Below are 20,984 nucleotides of genomic sequence, written 5' to 3' on the forward strand. Positions count from 1 at the left end.
TTCTCCCATCAGGCAGCCGGCGCGTCCCCTAAAGGCCGCCCGCTCCGTCGCTTGCCGTTTGCCTCTCCCCCAGCCATCGCATATCACGGCCGGCCGGCCGCGCGCGATCAGATTTGCGCGGCTGGCTTAAGGCGGGCGCGGTTCCCTTGGTGCGCTGTCCTCGTGGCGTGCGGTCCCTTTGGCGCGCGTGCGGTTCCTTATTACGGTGGGTGTGGGTCATGGCGCGGCAGCGCATCGACAAGCTTCTGGTGGCGCGCGGCCTGTTCGACAGCCGGGCGCGCGCGCAGGCCGCCATATTGGCGGGGCAGGTGCATGCCGACGGCAAGCCGGTGGCCAAGCCCTCCGAGGAGGTCGCGGAGGATGCGGCCATCGAGGCGCGGGACATTCACCCCTTCGTGTCGCGCGGCGGGCTGAAGCTGGAAGCCGCGCTGGAGGCCTTCGCCATCGATCCCGCCGGATGCGTGGCGCTGGATGTCGGCGCCTCCACCGGCGGCTTCACGGATGTGCTGCTGCGGCGCGGGGCGCGGCGCGTCTATGCGGTCGACGTGGGGCACGACCAGTTCCACGCCCGCCTGCGCGGCCATCCCGACGTGGTGCTTCTGGAAGGTACCGATGCCCGCAGCCTGGACCGCGAAAAGGTGCCCGAACCGGTCGATCTGGTGGTGATCGACGTCAGCTTCATCTCGCTCGCTTTGGTGCTGCCGGCGGCGCTCGCCTTGGCCGCGCCCGGCGCCCGCCTCCCGGCGCTGGTGAAGCCGCAGTTCGAGGCCGGCCCGGCCCATGTGCGCAAGGGCATCGTGCGCGATGCCACCGTCCATGCCGCCGTGTGCGCGCGCGTCCGCGAGAGCGTCGAGGCGCTGGGCTGGCGCGTCGTTGGCCTCATTCCCTCGCCCATCACCGGCGGCGACGGCAATCACGAATTCCTGATCGGGGCGGTGAAGCCATGATGCAAGCCGTCATCGCCCGCATGGGCGCCCAGGGGGATGCCATCGCCGAGACAGCTGACGGCCCGCTGTTCGCCGCTTACGCCCTGCCGGGGGAAACCGTCGCGGGCGTGCGCGAGAAGGACCGGCTGAAGGTGGAGACCATCGTTTCCGCCAGCCCGGACCGCGCGGTGCCGGTGTGCAGCCATTTCGGCGTGTGCGGCGGGTGCCTGCTCCAGCATTGGCAAGCCGCGCCCTATCAGGCCTGGAAGCGCGCCCTGGTGGTGGAGGCGCTGGCGCGCGAGGGCATCCATGCGCCGGTGGGCGATCTGGTGGACGCCCATGGCGCCGGCCGGCGGCGGGCGATCTTCCATGCCCGTCAATATGGCGCGCGCACCGTGGTGGGCTTCGCCGAGCGCAAGTCCCACGCCATGGTGGCCCTGCGCGAATGTCCGGTGCTGGCGCCGGGCCTTGCCCGCGCGCTCGCGGCCGCCCAGGCGGTGGCCGATGCGCTGGCGCCCCTGAAGAAGCCGCTGGATCTGCATGTCACCGCCACCGAGACCGGGCTTGATCTCGACGTGCGCGGCTCCGGCCCGCTGCCGCCGGACCTGATGGTGGAGCTTGGCGCGCTCGCGGAAACCTTCGATCTCGCCCGCTTGACCCGCCATGGAGAACTGGTGCTCCAGCGCGTCGCGCCGGTGCTGACCATGGGGCTGGCGCGCGTCGAGCTGCCGCCGGCCTCCTTCCTCCAGGCAACCCAGATGGGCGAGGAGACGCTGGCCGGGCTGGCGCTGGGCGCGGTCGAGGGGGCAAAGCGCGTCGCCGACCTGTTCTGTGGCGTCGGCACCTTCGCGCTTCGCCTCGCCCAGACCGCCCGGGTGAGCGCCTATGAGAGCAACGCCCCGGCGGTCGCGGCCCTGCAGCGCGCCGCAAAGGCCACCGCGCGCCTCAAGGGCGTGGACGGCGAGGTGCGCGACCTGTTCCGCCGGCCTTTGGTGGCGGAGGAACTGGCCCGGTTCGACGCGGTGGTGATCGACCCGCCGCGCCAGGGGGCGGAGGCCCAGGCCCGCGAACTCGCGCGTTCAAAGGTGGCGCGGCTGGCCTATGTCTCGTGCAGCGCACTCACCTTCGCCCGCGATGCCCGCCTCCTCGCCGAGGGCGGCTTCGCCTTGCGGTCGGTGACGCCGGTGGACCAGTTCCGCTATTCGCCCCATGTGGAACTGGTGGGCGTGTTCTTTCGGTAGGACCGATCGACAGTCATGGCTTGGCGCGATTGCAGCAGCGCACCGTCATGCACGGGCTTGTCCCGTGCATCCACGCGGCATCGCTGGTACCGGCTCTTCAAGGTCCGCGCGGCCATCCACCAGGCCGCTGAATGTCGATCCGACCTAAGATGCATCCGAGCCGGGCGGCAGGTTTTCCCGCGCATCCGGGCGTCGCCGAAATGTTGGCCGAACCTTCGCCCGAAATGGCGGTGTGGTCCGGCGCCAAGCGGCGGAGAAGCGCCAGTAAACCGCTGTTCGTCCGCGCTAAGCCATTGTTTCACGTGAAACATTTTCCGCCGATCGGGGGGCGGGGGCCGCTTTGCGGCACGATCAATTGTTCCAATGCTCCTGCCACAGCCGCTCGCCGATGAGGCAGGAGACGCGAGCCGGCTGCACCACCTTGATGAGCGGAAGGCGGGGCGTGGGCGGTTCCACCCCCGCCACCTCCAGCACCAGCTTGGTCTTGATCGCGCGGGCGAATTCGCCCTGTTCCCGCACTGGAATGACGAACGCGCCGGGACCGCCGATCACGCAATCCTCATAATATAAATCGAGGTCGGCGATATCGAGGAGCGAGTTTCCGGCCCGTTTCAGCAGCAATGGCAAGCCGTTGATGGTGATGCCGCGGGCCACCACCTGGTCGCGCGCCTGCTCCACCGGCCGCCCCTGGTTGTTCACCCCGTCCCCGGACACGTCGATCACCTTGCGCAAGGGGCGGAAACCGCTGTCCTTGAAGAGATCCGCGGCGAACAGCAGGCCGCTGGAAATGGAGGTGCGGTAGACCCGGCGCAGCGGTGCCGCGCGAATCGCCTCCGAGACCATGCGCGCGCTCGCCGGCCCGTCGATCACCTGCCAGGGCAGGATCAATTTCTGCTCGTGCTCGCCCGCCCATTCCATATAGCTGAGCGCGATCCGGCCGTTGGGGCCAAGCCGCAGGGCATCCAGGAATTCAGCGGAGACAAGGGCTGACGCATAGCCCTCGCGCTGAAGCGCCTGCTCGTCCGGGTCCATGGAGAAGGAGACGTCCACCGCCAGCACCAGCTGGACGTCGACCGGCAGATCCGCCGCGGCAGCCGGTATCGGGGCCAGCATCAGCAGGCTCAGGATTGCAAGCCAAAGGGCCGGGGCGCGGGGCGGGCGCACGATCCGCTGTGTCATGGCGCCTCCAGGAGGTGTCAGCCGCGACGAACGATCGACGCATGCTGCCACCTTCCCCGGCGGTGCAAAAGAGGTGAGCCGCCGCTATTTTCCGGCGGCGGCTTTCTGAACCCTCAGCTTTCCAGGTGCTCGGTCTCGACGATCTCGATGCCGAAGCCGGCCAGTCCCACATAGGTGCGGGCCTTTGAGGCCAGCAGGCGAATGGAGACGATGCCGAGATCGCGCAGGATCTGCGCGCCAAGGCCGACCTCGCGCCAGTGGCGATCGCGCTCCAGCTCGCTCGGGGTCTTCTCGCCGGGACCCATGGCGGTGGGCGGAACGCCGGCCGTGCCGTCGCGCAGATAGACCAGCACCCCCCGGCCCTCCGTCTTGATGCGCTCCAGCGCCTTCTGGATCACCTTGGCCCCCATGAAGGCATCGGCCACCGGGTCGGCGCGATGCAGGCGCACCAACACTTTCTCGCCATCGCCGATGCGGCCGTAGACGAGCGCGAGATGGTTCACGGAATCGAACGGGGTGATGAAGGAGAAGCCCTGCAATTCGCCGACGCTGGTGGGCACCGGGAATTCGGCCGAGCGGGTGACAAGCTTCTCGCGCGCCTGACGATAGGCGATGAGGTCGGCGACGGAAATGCGGTGGAGGCCGTGCTTTTCGGCGAACGCCGTCACCTGGGGCCCGCGCTGAACCGTGCCGTCGTCATTCACCAATTCGGCGATCACGCCAATGGGCGGCAGGCCGGCGAGGCGGCACAGATCCACCGCCGCTTCGGTGTGGCCCGAGCGCATCAGCACGCCGCCATCCTTGGCGATCAGCGGGAAGACATGGCCGGGCCGCACGAAATCGCCCGCGCCCATGTTGGGATTGGCGAGTGCGCGCACGGTGTTGGTGCGCTCCTCTGCCGAAATGCCGGTGGTGGTGCCGTGCCGCACGTCGATGGAAACCGTAAAGGCGGTGCCCATGGGGGCATCATTGTTTGCCACCATGGGTTCCAGGCGCAGGCGCTTGGCCTCGGAAGCCGGCACCGGGGTGCAGACGATTCCGGAGGTGTTGCGGATCACGAAGGCCATCTTCTCGGGCGTGGCGAGGGAGGCGGCGAGGATGAGGTCGCCCTCGTTCTCGCGGTCGTCGTCGTCGGTGACCACGACCATTTCGCCACGGGCGATGGCTTCGATGGCAAGCTGAACGCGGGATTGAACGGTATCGGTCACGGGCAAACCTCGGATGCGGGGCGCGGGCAGGCCGAGAAAGTCGTTGGGCGTGACGGCGTGGCCCGTGGCCTCGGCGATCCGCTCGGCGGTTTCGCGGGAGATCCACGCGCGCGCGTCATTGCACAGCGCCGTCACGCTGGCGGGCGAAAGCCCGACCTGCCTGGCAAAGGCGCTGCGCTTGGTCCCGGTGCTTTCGAGCCATTCCGCGAGCTTCATGCCGGGACGCTAGCAGCACTTATTTTCAGTGACAATGAAATTTCTGAAAATTCATTGTGACTGAAATCAGGCCTGCGGGAAGGGCCATGCGGGCGATGCTCCCACCTGTCCGCGATGGCGCAGCAGATGGTCCGCCAGCACGCACGACATCATGGCTTCGCCGACCGGCACGGCGCGGATGCCGACGCACGGGTCGTGCCGGCCCTTGGTGACGAGGTCGGTCTCGGCGCCGAACTTATCCACGGTGCGGCGCGGGGTGAGGATGGAGGAGGTGGGCTTCACCGCGAACCGCGCGACGATGGGCGCGCCGGTGGAGATTCCGCCGAGGATGCCGCCGGCATGGTTCGACAGAAAGGCCGGGTGCCCCTCATTGCCGAGCCGCATCTCGTCGGCATTCTCTTCCCCGGTGAGGCGGGCGGCGTTGAAGCCCTCGCCGATCTCCACGCCCTTGACCGCGTTAATGCCCATGAAGGCGGCGGCAAGATCGGCGTCGAGCTTGGCATAGAGCGGCGCGCCGAGGCCGCCCGGCACCCCTTCCGCCACCACTTCCACCACCGCGCCGACGGACGAGCCGCGCTTGCGGATGGCGTCGAGATAGTCGGTCCACAGGGGCACGGTGCCGGCATCGGGGCAGAAGAAGGGATTTTCATTCACCTGCACCCAGTCCCAGCGGGCGCGGTCGATCTCGATCTCGCCGATGCGCACGAGCGCGGCGCGCACATTCGTCTGCGGCAGCACCTTGGCGGCGAGCGCACCGGCCGCCACCCGCGTTGCGGTCTCGCGCGCCGAGGAACGGCCGCCGCCGCGATGGTCCCGAATCCCGTATTTGATGTCGTAGGTGAAATCCGCATGGCCCGGCCGGTAGCTGCCGGCGATGTCGGAATAATCCTTCGAGCGCTGGTCCATATTCTCGATCAGCATGGCGACCGGCGTGCCGGTGGTGACGAGCCCGCCCTCGGGATGGTCTAGCGTGCCGGAGATGATCCGCACCTGGTCCGGCTCACGCCGCTGGGTGGTGAAGCGCGACTGGCCGGGCCGCCGCCGATCGAGCGCGGCCTGGATGTCCTCCAGCGCGAAGCGAAGACCCGGCGGGCAGCCGTCCACCACGCAGCCGATGGCGGCGCCGTGGCTCTCGCCGAAGGTCGTGACCCGGAACATATGGCCGAACGTATTGAAGGACATGGCCTGCCTGTGTGATGTGCTGAGGTTGTCTAGGTCGGTCCAGGAAAAAGCACAATGTCTGCGGCGGGCCGGCCGGCTGCGTGCCCGCCGCGATAAAGCCGCGCGGCTTCGCGAAAATACCACACGGCCTCGCCCATTGCGGCGCGGCTGTGCTATGGAGAGGCGGACGGAAGGGTCCGATTTTCCCGCCATGCCCATCATCGAAATTTTGATAGTCCTTTTCCTCGTTCTCCTGAACGCTGTTCTTGCTGCCGCGGAACTGTCCATCGTCTCGGCCCGCCCGGCCCGGCTGCGCCACAAGGCGGACAATGGCCACAAGGGCGCCAAGGCAGCGCTCGCCCTCGGGGCGGAGCCCGGCCGCTTCCTGTCCACGGTTCAGATCGGCATCACGCTGATCGGCATTCTGGCAGGTGCCTTCTCCGGCGCAAGCCTCGGCGCCTATCTCGGGCAGGTTCTGGAGGGCGCGGGCGTTGCCGTGCGGCTCGCCGAACCGATCGGCTATGCCGTGGCGGTCGCGGGCATCACCTATATCTCGCTCGTGGTGGGCGAGCTGATCCCCAAGCGGCTCGCGCTCCAGAATCCCGAGCGCCTCGCCTGCATCGTCGCGCCCATGATGGTCGGCCTCGCCAAGGTCGGCGCGCCGGTGGTGTGGGTGCTCGACGTCTCCACCCGCGGCGTGCTCCGGCTGCTCGGCAATTCGGGTGGCCAGGAAGGCGGCGTCACGGACGAGGAAATCCGCGCCATCATCAACGAGGCCGAGACAGCCGGCGTGATCGAGCCCGCCGAGCGGCGCATGATCTCCGGCGTCATGCGCCTTGCGGACCGCCCCGTCACTGCGATCATGACGCCCCGGCCCGACGTGGAATGGGTGGATATTTCCGGCAGCGCGGAGGACGTGCGCGACATCATCCTGTCCACCCCGCACAGCCGCCTGCCGGCCTGCGACAAGTCTCCGGAGGAGACGGTGGGCGTGATCCAGGCGAAGCGCCTGCTCGACGCCTATCTGAAGGGCGAAACGCCCGACCCGCGCACCTTCGTGCAGCCGGTCACCTTCCTGGTGGAGACCGTGGGCGCGCTGGAGGCCATGCGCACCTTGCGCGGTGCCGAGGTGCCCATGGGCATCGTGGTCGACGAATATGGCGACATGGTCGGCGTGGTGACGGGCTATGATCTGTTGGCGGCCATCACCGGGTCGATCTCCGACGACAACCAGCACGACGAACCCCATGTGGTGGAGCGCCAGGACGGCTCATTCCTGATTTCCGGCGATGCGCCCGTGGACGAGTTGCGCGAAGTGCTGCAGCTGAATTTCCCGGTCGACCGCGGCTTTCACACGGTGGCCGGTTTCGCGCTGTCGCAGATCAAGGAATTGCCGCAGGTGGGCGCGGTGTTCGATTCGCTTGGCTGGCGCTTCGAGATCGTCGACATGGACGGGCGGCGGATCGACAAGCTGCTTGTCTCGCGTCCCCCGGTGCTGCACCGGCAGAAGACCGCCGGCGCAGCGCACTGATCCGCGCCGGTTGATCTGCGCCGGGCGGGGCCTCGTCGACCCGCCCGCTGTCCAACTCGGCGTTATTCGGCGACGCGGAAGGCGCCGCCCGCAAGCACATAGACCGCGCCCTGGCGCACGGGCAGGAGCGCCGCTTCTTCCTGCGGCATGCCCGCCTTCGTGTGAAGCAGGGCGCGAATGACGCCGCCGTGGGTCACCACGACCGCATCCTCATCCTTCAGGCGGTCCAGCGCGGTGCTGGCGCGCACGCACAGCATTTCATAGCTTTCCCCCTCAGGCGGCACGAAGGTCCAGGGCGCCCGCTCCCGCGCGCGCACCGCAAGGCTGTCGCGCCGCTTCAGTTCGGGCCAGGTGCTGCCCTCCCAGCGCCCGAACGACAGTTCGGCGAGATGGGGATCCAGATGATAACCAGCGGCCGGCAGGTCGAGCGTGGTGCGCAGGATGCGCATGGTCTCCACCGCCCGCATCAGCGGGCTGGAAACGAAGGTCAGCGGCGTCACGTCGCCCGCCAGCTGATGCAATACCCGGCCGACCTGCGCAGACTGCGCCCGGCCGAGACTGTTTAGCGGAATATCGCGCCGCCCCTGAAGCCGGCCGGCGACATTCCAATCGGTTTCCCCGTGGCGGACCAGGAACAGGCGCGCCATCTCACCGGCCCGGTAGGGTAAGAGTGTGAATGTACCATTGGCCGATCGGCGGATAGGTGACGCGGATCTGCGCGGTCCCCGTGCCGGTGCCGGTGACGATGGTCCCGGGAATGCGCTGGCCCTCGCACACCATGTAGCCGTAATCGGTTCCGGTCACGATGAACGTGCCCGGGCGGATCGACAGGCGAACGCCGGGCGATGCGCTGATCACCTCGATCGCCGGAGGGCCGATATTGAGGCAGGCCTGGTTGGCGGTGCCCGCCGCGAACAGGATTCCACCGCTGCCGCCGCCGGTGAAATAATTGGTGACATAGGCATCGGGATCATTGTCCGGGCCAGCCAGCGCGGGGGCGCTTGCCGCGGTGAGGGCGAGGCAAAGGGCTGCCGCCGCCCATCCAAATGCCTTCATCAGCCCCCTTTTCGCCCGCCCCTGCATCGCCCCCTCCTTCGTGCGCCGCCTCCGGCGCGCTTCCCCAGCCGGGACGCGCGCGGCTCAGCGGGCCGGGATCATGACCTGGTGATCGTACCACGCCCCGATCGGCGGATAGGTCACGCGCAGCACCACGGGACCACCAACGCGCGGCCCCTTGCCGGAGACGCGGACGACATTGCCGACCATGGGCCGGCCGTAGCACAGCGTCGAGCCGGCATCGGTGCCGGTTATCGTGAAGGCACCGGGCGTGACCGAAATCCTGGCTCCCGCCGGGGCGCTGATCACCTGGATCTGCGGCCGGCCGGCGGGCTGGCAGAGGAGGTCCGCCGTGCCCGCGCCGAACAGGATGCCCGGAGCGGCGCCGATCACATAGGCCGGCGGGCTGCCCGCGGGCGCACCCTCGCTCGGCGGGTTGACGTAATCGGGGAAGATCGCCCCGCCGGGTCCGAACAGGCGGTCGCGCAGCGGATAGGCGTTAAAATCGGGTGGGGCGCCGCCAGAGCCCACCGGCACCTGAATCTGCATCTGGGTCTGCGCTCCGGCGGTTCCGCCGCCAGCGAGCAGGGCAAGGCCCAGGAAGAGTGCACGGGTGTGGATCTTGGCGGAGCGAATCATCAGCGTCTCCTCATTCCCGCACAAGCGCGAGGTCCGGCGCGTCGGGATGCTTCATGCCAACGATATGATAACCGGCGTCCACATGATGTATCTCGCCGGTGACACCGCGCGACAGATCGGAGATGAGATATACGCCGGCATCGCCCACCTCGTCCGTGGTGACGGTGCGGCGCAGCGGCGAATTCAGCTCGTTCCATTTGAGGATGTAACGGAAATCGCCGATTCCCGAGGCCGCCAGGGTCTTGATGGGGCCGGCGGAAATGGCGTTCACACGGATGTTCTTTGGCCCAAGGTCAGCGGCGAGATAGCGCACCGAGGCTTCGAGCGCGGCCTTGGCGACGCCCATAACATTGTAGTGCGGCATCCATTTTTCCGCACCGTAATAGGTCAGCGTCACCAACGAGCCGCCGTTCGTCATCAGCTTCTCGGCCCGCTGGGCGATGGCGGTGAACGAATAGCAGGAGATGAACATGGTCTTGGCGAAATTGTCCGCCGTCGTGTCCACGTAGCGGCCGTCCAGCTCGTCCTTGTTGGAAAAGGCGATGCAATGGACCAGGAAGTCGATGCTGCCGAACAGCTTTTGCGTTTCGGCGAAGACCGCGTCGAGGGTGGCGGGCTCGGTGACGTCGCAATGACCGACCAGATGGGCACCCAGTTCCGCCGCCAGCGGCTCCACGCGCTTCTTCAGCGCCTCGCCCTGGTAGGTGAGGGCGATCTCGGCGCCGTGGGCGCGGGCGGACTTGGCGATGCCGTAGGCGATCGACCGATTGTTAGCGACGCCGAGAATCAGCCCGCGCTTGCCTTTCATGAGACCGCTCGCGTTGCTGTCGCTCGACATTCCACCACTCCTCACTCGTTGTCCTGTAACAGGCGGCCTCCTATGGCACGCGGGCGATGGGGGTTCAAGCGAAGGCGAAACGACGAGCTTCCGCGAGAACGCGCTTGCCTCCCTGCCAAAACGCATGCTAGAGGCAGCGCCCTGGTTCGGAGTGTAGCGCAGTCCGGTAGCGCACCACGTTCGGGACGTGGGGGTCGCAGGTTCAAATCCTGCCACTCCGACCAAGGATTTTGAACGGTTTCCCGCCCGTTCGCTTCAATGATAAATCCACGTCCCAGTTTTCCCCGCAAAGCCGCGGGGCAACATAATCCTTATCCCATAAGCGCTTTGCCGCCCTTTCCCGGGAACGAGGCGAGCGCCGCGCGAATCGCCGACGGTAGGGCCGGGCGGGTTGCATGATTCGCGTCGCGCAGGGCAGGTGATCGCCCGCGTGAGGGCACGAATCGGCGGGCTGAAAAAGAAAAACCCCGCGCCGGATGACCGGGCGGGGTTTGCAATTTTCAAAAAAGGCGCTGGAGCCTACCAGCGGCAGTGCAGGCCGCCATACGGGCCGCGATAGCAGCCGCCGCGGCCGGCGACCCACCAATCGATGAACAGGCTGGCGGATTCGCCGGATTTGGGCGCGGTGTCGCTCAGTACCTTGATCGTGTAGGTGAGGGTGTCCCCGGTCAGTTCCGGATCGGTCAGCTCGACCACCGAAACATCGCTCTTGCCGTCCACGGTCACCGAAACGGTGGCATTGGGCGGGTCCTTCTGGAAGCTGTCCTTGCCGACAGTCCAGAATTTCACGAAATCGGCGGTCGCGGTGTCCCCGGTCATGCGCTCGGGGCGGTCGGCGAACATCACGGTCTGGGGCGCGACGCCTTTCAGCGTCATCTTGTTGCCGCTGATTGTGACGGAATCGGCCACCTGGACGAACAGCCAGTTCGCGGGCGGCATCGGCTGCGAATTCGCCGGCAGGCTCTTGGCGTCCTGGGCCAGGGCCGGCGACAAGGCGCAGGTCAGGCTGAGTAGGAGGGCACCCCAAATCGATTTCATCGCGCTTCCCCTGGTTTAACCTGTCGAATTCAAGTTATTGTGACGTTCTAGCATGAACCTGTGACAGTCCCGCGCAAGACGCGATGCGTCCGCGGCGCCCGCGTTACCGTAGCGCGCCGCGTTTCGATGTAGGGTTGGTCAGCTTTCCTTGCGTAAGAACAGTGCCGCAAGGGTAAACAGGCCGCAAGCGAAGGCGGCGAACAGCGCCAGTCCGTGCAAGGTGATCTGCATGGCGAAGCCGGCCGCCAGCGGGCCGATCAGCGCCCCGCCGCCCCAGGTGAGCCCCATCACCGCATAGATGCCCACCAGCGCGCTGCCCTGGAACCGGCTGCCCACGACGGTGAGCATGATGGTGTAGATGCCGACGAAGGCGCCGCCCCAGACAAACAGCAGGGCATAGGTCGCCAGCGGGCTTTGCAGCGCCAGGGGCCACAGGAGCGCGCCGCCGGTCGCCGTCGCCGCCAGCGCGATCACCAGATGCCGCCGGTTCATCTTGTCGCCCAGCCAGCCGATGGGCAGCTGGAGCACGATCGCGCCCAGCATCATGCAGGACATGAGCCGCGCCGCCTCCTGCTCGGCCCAGCCGAGATTGATGGCATAGAGCGCCAGGAAGGAGAGCCCGGCCGCCTCGATGGCGGCATTCAGCACGGTCGCCGACATGGCGAGCGGGGCAAGGCGAAGATAATGCATGGGGTCGGAATGGCTCGGCGCCTCGAACACCGGCGCCTCGACCTTGGGGGAGGCGACGAACAAGGCGGCCGCCACAGCCATGCCGGCCCCCACCGCATAGGGCAAGATCCCCTGTGCGCCCACCAGGGACAGGATCAGCGGTCCGAGCGCGAAGCCGATGGACAGGGCGGCGGTATAGGCCGCCATGGCGCGGGCACGGGTCTGCTCGGTGGAGAGGCTGTTGATCCAGGTCTCCGACAGCACGAACAGGGATTCGGAGGCCGCGCCCAGGACGAAGCGCAGCGGAAACCAGAGCCAGATTGCTGGTGTGAGGGGGAATGCCATCAGCGTCAGCGCCGCGAGCCCCAGGGCGGTCAGGATGAGGCGGCGTGGACCCACGCTCGCCACGAGCCGCGGAAGGACGAGGGCGGTGGCCAGGACGCCAACCGCGTGCATGGCCGCATTGGCGCCGATCACGGCATCGCTAATGCCCCGCCCGGCCAGGTCGAGCGCGATCAGCGCCGCACTCAGGCTGTAGGTGAGGCCGAACATCATGGCGGTGAGAATCACCGCGCCGCGCGACAGCAGGTGCGCGGGCGCAGGTGCGCTGGCCTCTTGGGATGTCATGCGGCAGGGGCTTTCGATCTGGGAAGAAGGATGGCGAGCGCGCCCTTCAGCCGCTCGAACCAGGTTATGCGCGTCGGTTCCACGAGGCGATGGAGGGCGCGCGCGTAATCCAGCACCAGGCCGGGGGTCCAGGTCATGGCCTCGGCATGGGCGCGGATGGCGGCCGCGACCCAGAGGTCGGGATTGCACATGAGGCGCAGCAGCCGCAGCCAGGGATAGGGCGAGGCCAAAGTGCCCTCCAGCGCCGCATCGAGCGCCGATGCGACCGCGACCGAGCAATTGCGGTTGGTGAGATTGTACGTGTTCTCCTGGCGATAGCCGATCCAGAAGGCGCGCAGGCGGCGGGCGTTGAAATTGCGGAACGCCACCTCGGCGTCCGCGTCGCACCAACCGGTCCGCTCCACCTCGTAGGAAGGCTGGAAGCGCCCGGGGATATCGTTGTCGACGGTCGCGCGCAGCGCATTCATGAACGCACCGGCGCTCTGCTCGATCTCCTGTGCGGGATAATGGCTGATATAGACGTCCGGCGGCAGGTCCAGCGCGGCATGGCCGGTGGATATGGTGCCCTTGCGATCAAGCGCGGCAATATAGCGGTCCATGACGACGCGCCGGTTGGCGACATCCGCCGAGCCGACCGGCGTCCACACCCGCACCACCATGGCTTCGGAGGATTTCGGACGCGGATCGTCTCCGAGCAGCACTGGGGCATGGTCATACCAGGCGCGTGCGCCGAACATGGGCAAGGTGAGGATCGCCGCCTCCGGCTCCAGCGATTTGATCATCAGGCTCATGCGGATCAACACCCAGCCGGAGAACAGCAGCAGCAGGCCGACGCAGAAATGGATGTTCTTTGCCCGTGGGATCGGCCAGTCGGCGGCGATCACCAGCGCGAGCAACAGCTCGAAGATGCCCCATGCCACCACTAGCCGCCAATTGCGGAAGCGCACGATGCTTGCGGTGCCGATCCGCGTGGCTCCGTCGACGGCGAAAGCGGCGCTGAACAGGATCGTGACGATGTAGGTGTTGGCGTCGGGATATCGGATGATCAGGCAGCCAATCACGATCAGCCCGGCCGCCTTGAGCGTGGAGATGGTGCGGCTGACGCCGACCTGTCCCGCAAGCGCGGTGAGGATTGCAAATAGTCCTTCCAGAAGGAAAACGAAGCCGAGCACCCCATTCGGCAGCAGGGTTTGTCCGTCCTGAGCATCCAGGATCAAGAACCCGCCGGCGGCCGCGAGCAAGGCACCGAGCCCCGCCATCACGAACCAGCGTTGACGTACCGATTCCGAACCGATGAGAAGAAACGCGATCTGCCCCATGCGTGACCCGTCGCCTCTGGGCTGAAGTCCTTCAGCGTGCATTTGCACGTGAGATATTTAGGTAGCTGGCGACGCTTCGGGCGTCCAGTGGCGCCGATTGCGGTAGGCACTTGAGCGGGAATTGGGAACACGGCCAGGGTTCCGCCGTTGACCTCCCAGCCATGACACGAACGCAGCGGAGGCCAAAATGGGCGATACGGATATTGAACGGCTGAAGGCCGATGCCTCGGGGAACACCGCCTTGAGCGAGACCCTGGCGCAGGCGGTCACGGATTTCATGACCACCGACGATGCGGTGAACTTCCTCACCGCGCGCGGTTTCGACCTCTCCGCCCGCGATCTGACCGAAGCAGCCGCCGCCGAAGCGCGGGACGAAACACCCGTCGGCGAAGGCGAGGGGGGCTATGGCGCGCTGATGAAATTCATCGTGAATCACTGAGTCCGTCGCGCGGCGCCGTCGCACGGTCGAGCTTCCCGAGGTCGAAAAGAAAGCCGGCGCCGCAGGGGGCTCCGGCTTTTTGTTCAGCGAAGCGGCCGCATCCTCAAAGGATCGTGCCGCGCAGGATCGCGTAGGCGACGCTGAAATAGATGATCAGGCCGGTGACATCCACGAGCGTCGCGACGAACGGGGCGGATGCACTCGCCGGATCGAAGCCGACGCGCTTGAGGATGAAGGGCAGCATGGACCCGGCGAACGAGCCGAAGGTGACGATGCCGATCAGCGCGGCGCCGATGGTGATCGCCAGCAGCTGCCAATGCTCACCATAATCGAAAATGCCCAGCTCCTGCCAGACCACGATGCGGATGATGCCGATGACGCCCAGGATGGAACCGAGCACGATGCCGGTCGGGATTTCGCGCAAGACCACGCGGTACCAGTCCTTCAGCCGGACCTCGCGCAGGGCGAGCGCGCGGATGATGAGCGAGGTGGCCTGGGACCCGGAATTGCCGCCCGAGCTCATGACCAGCGGAATGAACAGCGCGAGGACGATCGCCTTCTCCAGTTCGTCCGAATAGACCTGCATGGCGCTGGCGGTCAGCATTTCCGAGAGGAAGAGAACGCACAGCCAGCCGGCACGCTTCTTGATCATCTGCAGGAAGGAAATCTGCATGTAAGGCTGGTCGATGGCCTCCATGCCGCCCATGCGCTGCACGTCTTCGGTCTGCTCGGCGATCATGGCGTCGATCATGTCGTCGAAGGTGACGATGCCGAGCAGATGGTGGGTGCTGTCCACCACCGGCAGGGCGATGAGGTCATATTTCGCCATCTGCCGCGCCACGTCCTCGCGGTCGGTGAGCGGCTTGGTGGTGATGACCTCGTAGGGCTGGGCCAGCGAAAGCATCGAGTCGGCGGGATTGGCCGAGATCAGCCGGCGCAGCCGCACCACGTTCACCAGGCGCTTGGAGGCGGGGTCCAGCAGGTAGATGGCATAAATGGTTTCGCGCGAGGCCTCGACCTCGCGCAGATGGACCAGGGTCTGTTCCACGGTCCAGTCGGCGGGAACGCTGACATATTCGGTGGTCATCAGGCCGCCGGCGGTATTCTCCGGATAGGTCAGCAGATGGGCGATGGCCGCGCGCGTTTCGGGCGAAAGGCGATGCTGCAACTCGCCGCGCACCGGATCATCGATCCAGCGCAGGATATCGGCTGCCCGATCGCTGGACATGCCTTCCAGCAGAGCCACTGCCTTATCCTGCGGCAGCGTCTCGATGACCTCGCAAGCAAGGTCGAAGTCGGGCTGATCGAGAACCTCAACCGCCCATTCGTTCGGCAAGGTGGTGATGAATTGCACCGCCTCGGAAAGCTCTTTCTGATTGAGGAACTCGACAATGTCCGCGACGTGGCGGCGCCCGGCATTTTCAGGCAACAGAGTCGCCTGCACCGGATCGATGGTGTCCTGCTTCATGATCCTGAGCTCCCAGCCCGGCGTGTGACGCCACGCCCGATGTCAAATCAAGCCTGTATGATGAAGGGGTAAAGCGCGTGTGACAGGCTCTCTCTTGATCGTGCGTCGCATTGGCCGCGCGTCTCATGCGGCATGGAACGCGCCGTCTTCGCCCAGCAATTCCAGTTTGCCGGTGGCGACGCCGAAATAAGCGCCGTGCAGCTTAAGCTGGCCCGCGGCGACTCGTTCGCTGAGCCAGGGGAAGGTCACCAGGTTGCGCAGCGACAGGCGCACGCAGCACAATTCGCAGAAACGCTGCCGCTCGGCGGGGGGCAAGTTGGCGTTCAGGGTCTCCGCGCGCGCCGGTTCGGCGATGGTAATCCAACTGGCTACGAAATCGCGCGCAAGCGCGGGGGCGCCTTCCAGCAGGGCGTGGACGCCGCCGCACTGGGCGTGGCCGAGCACGACGATGCGCTCCACCTCCAGCACCCGCACCGCGAATTCCAGGGCCGCGCTGGTGCCGTGATAATTCCCGTCCGGCTCATAGGGCGGCACAAGATTGGCCACGTTGCGCACCACGAACAATTCGCCCGGGCCCGCATCGAAAATGAGCTGAGGATCGACCCGGCTGTCGGAGCACGCGACGACGAAGGTATGGGGCTTCTGGCCTCGCGCGGCGAGGCGCTCGAACAGATCCTTGTAGGTGGGCCACGAGAGTTCGCGAAACCGCCGGTATCCTTCGAGCAGAGTGTCCATGCTTTTCCTCGCTGCGTGCAAACGCGCCACAAAAGAGCGTGCTGCGTCTGCGGTCAAGTTTTCCGCGATGCAACGTGGTGGATTGCGTACGGTGCGGGGAACGCTTCCGCAAGCGCGGCGTTTTCCTTTCAGAGCGTAAAAACCCGAAGGAGTAAAGACGATGCGCGGTTTTGTACTGTGGTTGCTGGGCGTACCGTTTTCGGTGATCGTTCTGCTTTACTTGTTTAACGTTCTTTAACCGGCCCGCCCGTGATCCGATCGGAAAGCGGGCCACCGCCGCGGCAATGGGGCAATGCCCCATCGCCGGAGGGGCTATTTTTTAATCAATTGGTGAATTTATAATCAGATTTATTCGACTGTATACAAATTAGGCGGGGTGTGCCGGGCGTCGAGTGCGCGCGGCGCAACCCTCCGGGGTTTGTCGGAATTGTGGCACGCCCCTTGCTCTTCGTGGTTGCTGGCTTCGCGCCGGCCGACGAACACGGAGAGAGCGTATGCTCGAATTTCTGGGACGGACCACCAAAGGCATCGGGGCGCTGGCGGCAGCGGCCGCCCTCGCGGCAAGCATCGGGGCAGCCAACGCCCAAGAGACCATCAAGGTCGGTATCCTGCATTCCCTTTCCGGCACCATGGCCATCAGCGAAACGACGCTGAAGAACGCCATGCTGATGCTGATCGACGAGCAGAACAAGAAGGGCGGCGTACTCGGCAAGAAGCTTGAGGCGGTCGTGGTCGACCCCGCGTCGAACTGGCCCTTGTTCGCGGAAAAGGCGCGCGAGCTCATCACGAAGGACAAGGTTGCCGTGGTGTTCGGCTGCTGGACGTCGGTGAGCCGCAAGTCGGTGCTGCCGGTGTTCAAGGAGCTGAACTCGATCCTGTTCTACCCCGTGCAATATGAAGGCGAGGAGAGCGAGCGCAACGTGTTCTACACCGGCGCCGCCCCCAACCAGCAGGCCATTCCGGCGGTGGACTATCTCGCCAAGGAAGAGAAGGTCGAGCGCTGGGTGCTCGCGGGCACCGATTATGTCTATCCCCGCACCACCAACAAGATTCTGGAAGCCTATCTGAAGTCCAAGGGCGTGAAGTCCGAGGACATCATGATCAATTATACCCCGTTCGGCCAATCGGATTGGCAGACCATCGTTGCCGACATCAAGAAGTTCGGTTCGGCGGGCAAGAAGACGGCGGTCGTCTCCACCATCAATGGCGATGCCAACGTGCCGTTCTACAAGGAGCTGGCGAACCAGGGTATCAAGGCCACCGATATTCCCGTGGTCGCCTTCTCCGTCGGCGAGGAAGAGCTTGCCGGCATCGACACCAAGCCGCTGGTGGGACATCTCGCGGCGTGGAACTACTTCATGTCGATCAAGACGCCGGAAAACGACGCCTTCATCAAGCAGTGGCAGACCTTCATGAAGAATCCGAAGGCCGTCACCAATGATCCCATGGAAGCCCATTACATCGGCTTCAACATGTGGGTGCAGGCCGTGACCAAAGCCGGCTCGGTCGATCCGGACAAGGTGATCGATGCACTGCCCGGCACCAAGCAGCCGAACCTCACCGGCGGCGTCTCGGAAATGTTGCCGAACCACCACATCACCAAGCCCGTGTTCATCGGAGAGATCGAGGACAATGGCCAGTTCAACGTGGTGTGGAAGACCGACAACCTGATCCCCGGCGAAGCCTGGTCCAAGCAGCTGGAAGGCTCGAAGGACCTGGTGGCCGACTGGGTGCAGCTGAAGTGCGGCAACTACGATTCGGTCAAGAAGGTCTGCCTCGGCACCGCGACCAAGTGAACGCCTGAGCGTTCTGAAATGCCGTCCCACCGCGCGGCTCCGTGCGGTGGGTGTGTCTTCGAAAGAAGGCAAGTCGCGGCGGCGTCCGTCTGCTTCGGGGGGAGCAGGCGGACGCATCGCTGCCGCTCCAGGCGAGGCCGACATGACGATTTCCTTGATGCGGCTGGTTCTATCCGCGCTGCTGGGGCTGGTTCTCCTCGGCGCAGGGCCGGGTTTCGTGACCGAAGGCCGCAGCCAGGGCGCCGCCGATATCGCGCCGGCCGTGGCGCGGTTTGCCGCCGATAGCTATTCCGACACCGAGGCCGGGCTCGCCGCACTGGCCCTCAGTCCCAATCCCCAGGCCGCCGCCATTGTCGATGCGGTGGGGGACGGGCGCCTCATGTTCGATCCCGCCACCAAGACGGTCTATGTGAAGACCAAGGCCGGCGGCCTCACCGACGCCGCCACAGGCGCCGCTGTGACGACGGCCCCGGCCGATCTCAAGACCGTGCGCCTCAACAATCGCGTGCGCCGCGCGGTGGAGGCCGCCGCCGGAGCACTGGCCCTTGCCAGCCCGGATGCGGCAAAGCGGATCGATGCCGCCGGCGCGGTGTTCAAGTCCCGCGATGTCGCCGCTCTCCCCGCGCTCGACGCCGCCATCGCCCGCGAGCGCGACACGGACGTGAAAGCAGCGCTCGCCCAGGCGCGAGCCGCCATCATCCTCACCAAGGCCGATGCGCCGGAGCCCGAGCGCATCGCCGCCACCAAGCTGATCGTCGATCGAGGCGACCAGGAGGCCCTGGCCCTGCTCGCCGGCATGCCAGCCGATGCCTCGCCCGCCCTGCGCACCGCCGCCGATGCCGGGATCGAGAAGATCAATCGCTCGCTCGCCTTCTGGAACGTGGCGCAGAATATCTGGTACGGCCTCTCCCTGGGCTCCGTGCTGCTGCTGGCAGCCATCGGCCTTGCCATCACCTTCGGTGTCATGGGGGTCATCAACATGGCCCATGGCGAGATGGTGATGCTGGGCGCCTACACCACCTTCGTGGTGCAGGAACTGATCCGCACCAAGGCGCCCTATCTGTTCGACTGGTCGCTGGCCATTGCCCTGCCGCTGGCGTTCCTGTTCACCGGCCTCGTCGGCATCGTCATCGAACGCACGGTGATCCGCTTCCTCTATGGCCGTCCGCTGGAAACCCTGCTCGCCACCTGGGGCATTTCGCTGATGTTGCAGCAGGCGACGCGCACCATCTTCGGCCCGACAAACAAGGAAGTCGGCGCGCCCTCCTGGATGTCCGGGGCGTTCCAGCTCGGGCAATTGTCCATCACCTATAACCGCCTGTGCATCATCATCTTCGCGCTGGGCGTGTTCTTCGCGTTGCTGGTGGTGCTGAAGCGCACCTCGCTCGGGCTCTATGTGCGCGCCGTCACGCAGAACCGCCGGATGGCCGGCGCCATGGGCATCCGCACCGGGCGCATCGATGCGCTCACCTTCGGGCTCGGTTCGGGCATTGCCGGCATCGCCGGCGTCGCGCTCTCGCAGATCGACAATGTCAGCCCCAATCTCGGCCAGGGCTACATCATCGACAGCTTCATGGTGGTGGTGTTCGGCGGCGTGGGCAATCTGTGGGGCACGCTGGTGGCGGCCTTCAGCCTCGGCATCGCCAACAAGCTGCTGGAGCCGTTCGCCGGCGCCGTGCTCGCGAAGATCGCCCTGCTGGTGTTCATCATCCTGTTCATTCAGAAGCGCCCGCGCGGTCTGTTCGCGCTCAAGGGCCGGGCGGTGGAATCATGAGAGGCCTCGGCATCGTGGATCGCCCCGGGGCGATCTTTCTCATCCTCCTCGTCGCCGCCGCCATTCTGGTGCCCATCGCCAATCTGGTGGTGCCGGAAGGCAGCCCCTTCCACATCTCCAATTATCTCGTGCCGCTGCTGGGCAAATATCTCTGCTACGCGCTGCTGGCGGTGTCGGTGGATCTGGTGTGGGGCTATTGCGGCGTGCTCTCGCTCGGCCACGGGGCGTTCTTCGCGCTCGGCGGCTATGCCATGGGCATGTATCTGATGCGCCAGATCGGCGCGCGGGGGGTCTACGGCAATCCGGTGCTGCCGGATTTCATGGTGTTCCTGAACTATAAGGAATTGCCCTGGTTCTGGTATGGGTTCGACTGGTTTCCCTTCGCCATGATCATGGCGCTGGTGGTGCCCGGCGTGCTGGCGTTCGCGTTCGGCTGGTTTGCCTTCCGCTCGCGCGTCACGGGCGTCTATCTCTCCATCATCACCCAGGCCATGACGTTCGCGCTCATGCTGGCGTTCTTCCGTAACGACATGGGCTTCGGCGGCAATAATGGGCTGACCGATTTCAAGGACATCCTGGGCTTCTCCATCTCCGCCGACAGCACGCGTGTGACCCTGTTCGTGCTCTCGGCGGTGGCGCTGGCGGCGGGATATCTGCTGTGCCGAGCGCTGGTGACGTCGAAATATGGAAAGGTGCTGGTGGCGGTGCGCGATGCGGAGAGCCGCACGCGCTTCCTCGGCTACCGGGTCGCCAATTACAAGCTGCTGGCCTGGACCGTCTCTGCCATGCTCGCCGGCGCGGCGGGCGCGCTGTATGTGCCGCAGGTGGGCATCATCAATCCCGGCGAGTTCGCTCCCGCCAATTCCATCGAGATCGTCATCTGGGTGGCGGTCGGCGGGCGCGGCACGCTGGTGGGCGCGGCGCTCGGGGCGTTGATCGTGAATGCGGGCAAGACCTGGTTCACCGGCGTGCTGCCGGAAGCCTGGCTGTTCGCCCTCGGCGCGCTGTTCGTGCTGGTCACCTTGTTCCTGCCGCGCGGCGTGCTCGGTCTGTGGGGCAGCCTTTCGGCCAAACGCCACAAGCCCGCGCCCAGCGCCGTGGCTTCGGCCAAGCCGGCGGAGTGA

General features: G+C 66.1%; 19 protein-coding genes and 1 tRNA gene. 8 read left to right on the forward strand and 12 right to left on the reverse strand.

Translation table 11 applies throughout. The annotated features are described in order from the left end of the window. The first annotated feature begins 218 nt into the window (after positions 1–218). Positions 219–947: a TlyA family RNA methyltransferase gene (locus V5G24_RS07745; RefSeq protein ID WP_394084672.1), complete on the forward strand. Its 729-nt coding sequence runs from the start codon at positions 219–221 to the stop codon at positions 945–947. Then, positions 944–2,167, forward strand: coding sequence for a class I SAM-dependent RNA methyltransferase (locus V5G24_RS07750; protein ID WP_394084673.1), 1,224 nt, complete (start codon positions 944–946; stop codon positions 2,165–2,167). Before V5G24_RS07745 ends, V5G24_RS07750 begins: the two co-directional genes overlap by 4 nt. A 351-nt stretch (positions 2,168–2,518) precedes the next feature. On the opposite strand, the gene V5G24_RS07755 is transcribed toward V5G24_RS07750, so the two are convergent. The 3 genes from V5G24_RS07755 to aroC all read right to left on the reverse strand — a co-directional run bounded on the left by V5G24_RS07755 (position 2,519) and on the right by aroC (position 5,952). Continuing rightward, entirely contained in the window at positions 2,519–3,346 is an 828-nt protein-coding gene (locus V5G24_RS07755; RefSeq protein WP_394084674.1) for a DUF1194 domain-containing protein, read from the reverse strand. Between the two features lie 113 nt (positions 3,347–3,459). Further along, complete coding sequence (gene ribB / locus V5G24_RS07760) at positions 3,460–4,770, reverse strand: 3,4-dihydroxy-2-butanone-4-phosphate synthase (protein WP_394084675.1); 1,311 nt, start codon at positions 4,768–4,770, stop codon at positions 3,460–3,462. Between the two features lie 66 nt (positions 4,771–4,836). After that, on the reverse strand, positions 4,837–5,952 hold the full coding sequence (gene aroC / locus V5G24_RS07765; protein ID WP_394084676.1) for a chorismate synthase: 1,116 nt from the start codon (positions 5,950–5,952) through the stop codon (positions 4,837–4,839). Positions 5,953–6,142: 190 nt separating this feature from the next. Here aroC and V5G24_RS07770 point away from each other — a divergent pair, with 190 nt between their 5' ends. After that, on the forward strand, positions 6,143–7,462 hold the full coding sequence (locus tag V5G24_RS07770) for a hemolysin family protein (RefSeq protein ID WP_394084677.1): 1,320 nt from the start codon (positions 6,143–6,145) through the stop codon (positions 7,460–7,462). 62 nt (positions 7,463–7,524) lie between these two features. Here V5G24_RS07770 and V5G24_RS07775 read toward each other — a convergent pair whose 3' ends face one another. The 4 genes from V5G24_RS07775 to fabI form a co-directional block, all read right to left on the reverse strand. Continuing rightward, complete coding sequence (locus tag V5G24_RS07775) at positions 7,525–8,109, reverse strand: histidine phosphatase family protein (protein WP_394084678.1); 585 nt, start codon at positions 8,107–8,109, stop codon at positions 7,525–7,527. Between the two features lies 1 nt (position 8,110). After that, positions 8,111–8,518 carry a hypothetical protein gene (locus tag V5G24_RS07780; protein WP_394084679.1) on the reverse strand — a complete coding sequence of 136 codons (408 nt, stop codon included), beginning with the start codon at positions 8,516–8,518 and terminating at the stop codon, positions 8,111–8,113. An 84-nt stretch (positions 8,519–8,602) separates the two neighbouring features. Continuing rightward, entirely contained in the window at positions 8,603–9,157 is a 555-nt protein-coding gene (locus tag V5G24_RS07785; RefSeq protein ID WP_394084680.1) for a hypothetical protein, read from the reverse strand. Between the two features lie 10 nt (positions 9,158–9,167). Next, positions 9,168–9,995, reverse strand: a complete 828-nt coding sequence (gene fabI, locus V5G24_RS07790; protein WP_394084681.1) for an enoyl-ACP reductase FabI — start codon at positions 9,993–9,995, stop codon at positions 9,168–9,170. A gap of 147 nt (positions 9,996–10,142) precedes the next feature. Between fabI and V5G24_RS07795 the strand changes: the two genes are divergently transcribed. Further along, positions 10,143–10,219: transfer RNA gene (locus V5G24_RS07795), tRNA-Pro, on the forward strand. 295 nt (positions 10,220–10,514) lie between these two features. Here the strand turns inward: V5G24_RS07795 and V5G24_RS07800 are convergent. The 3 genes from V5G24_RS07800 to V5G24_RS07810 form a co-directional block, all read right to left on the reverse strand. Then, positions 10,515–11,033, reverse strand: a complete 519-nt coding sequence (locus tag V5G24_RS07800) for a hypothetical protein (protein ID WP_394084682.1) — start codon at positions 11,031–11,033, stop codon at positions 10,515–10,517. A gap of 138 nt (positions 11,034–11,171) precedes the next feature. Next, positions 11,172–12,329 carry an MFS transporter gene (locus V5G24_RS07805; protein WP_394084683.1) on the reverse strand — a complete coding sequence of 386 codons (1,158 nt, stop codon included), beginning with the start codon at positions 12,327–12,329 and terminating at the stop codon, positions 11,172–11,174. Then, complete coding sequence (locus V5G24_RS07810) at positions 12,326–13,648, reverse strand: HdeD family acid-resistance protein (protein ID WP_394084684.1); 1,323 nt, start codon at positions 13,646–13,648, stop codon at positions 12,326–12,328. The genes V5G24_RS07805 and V5G24_RS07810 overlap by 4 nt, the downstream gene beginning before the upstream one ends. A gap of 187 nt (positions 13,649–13,835) precedes the next feature. On the opposite strand from V5G24_RS07810, the gene V5G24_RS07815 reads away from it, so the two are divergent. Continuing rightward, on the forward strand, positions 13,836–14,087 hold the full coding sequence (locus V5G24_RS07815; RefSeq protein ID WP_394084685.1) for a hypothetical protein: 252 nt from the start codon (positions 13,836–13,838) through the stop codon (positions 14,085–14,087). A gap of 103 nt (positions 14,088–14,190) precedes the next feature. On the opposite strand, the gene mgtE is transcribed toward V5G24_RS07815, so the two are convergent. Both mgtE and V5G24_RS07825 read right to left on the reverse strand, forming a co-directional pair. Further along, entirely contained in the window at positions 14,191–15,555 is a 1,365-nt protein-coding gene (gene mgtE, locus V5G24_RS07820; protein ID WP_394084686.1) for a magnesium transporter, read from the reverse strand. Between the two features lie 123 nt (positions 15,556–15,678). Next, on the reverse strand, positions 15,679–16,290 hold the full coding sequence (locus V5G24_RS07825) for a carbonic anhydrase (RefSeq protein ID WP_394084687.1): 612 nt from the start codon (positions 16,288–16,290) through the stop codon (positions 15,679–15,681). A 494-nt stretch (positions 16,291–16,784) separates the two neighbouring features. On the opposite strand from V5G24_RS07825, the gene urtA reads away from it, so the two are divergent. From urtA to urtC, 3 genes are all read left to right on the forward strand, one after another. Then, positions 16,785–18,086, forward strand: coding sequence for an urea ABC transporter substrate-binding protein (gene urtA / locus V5G24_RS07830; protein ID WP_394084688.1), 1,302 nt, complete (start codon positions 16,785–16,787; stop codon positions 18,084–18,086). 142 nt (positions 18,087–18,228) lie between these two features. After that, positions 18,229–19,860 carry an urea ABC transporter permease subunit UrtB gene (gene urtB / locus V5G24_RS07835; protein ID WP_394084689.1) on the forward strand — a complete coding sequence of 544 codons (1,632 nt, stop codon included), beginning with the start codon at positions 18,229–18,231 and terminating at the stop codon, positions 19,858–19,860. Beyond that, the gene (gene urtC, locus V5G24_RS07840; RefSeq protein WP_394084690.1) at positions 19,857–20,984 is read left to right on the forward strand and encodes an urea ABC transporter permease subunit UrtC; all 1,128 of its coding nucleotides are present in this window, start codon (positions 19,857–19,859) and stop codon (positions 20,982–20,984) included. The genes urtB and urtC overlap by 4 nt, the downstream gene beginning before the upstream one ends.

The sequence above is a fragment of the Roseixanthobacter finlandensis genome (genome assembly GCF_043195105.2).
GTDB lineage: Bacteria > Pseudomonadota > Alphaproteobacteria > Rhizobiales > Xanthobacteraceae > NCEH01.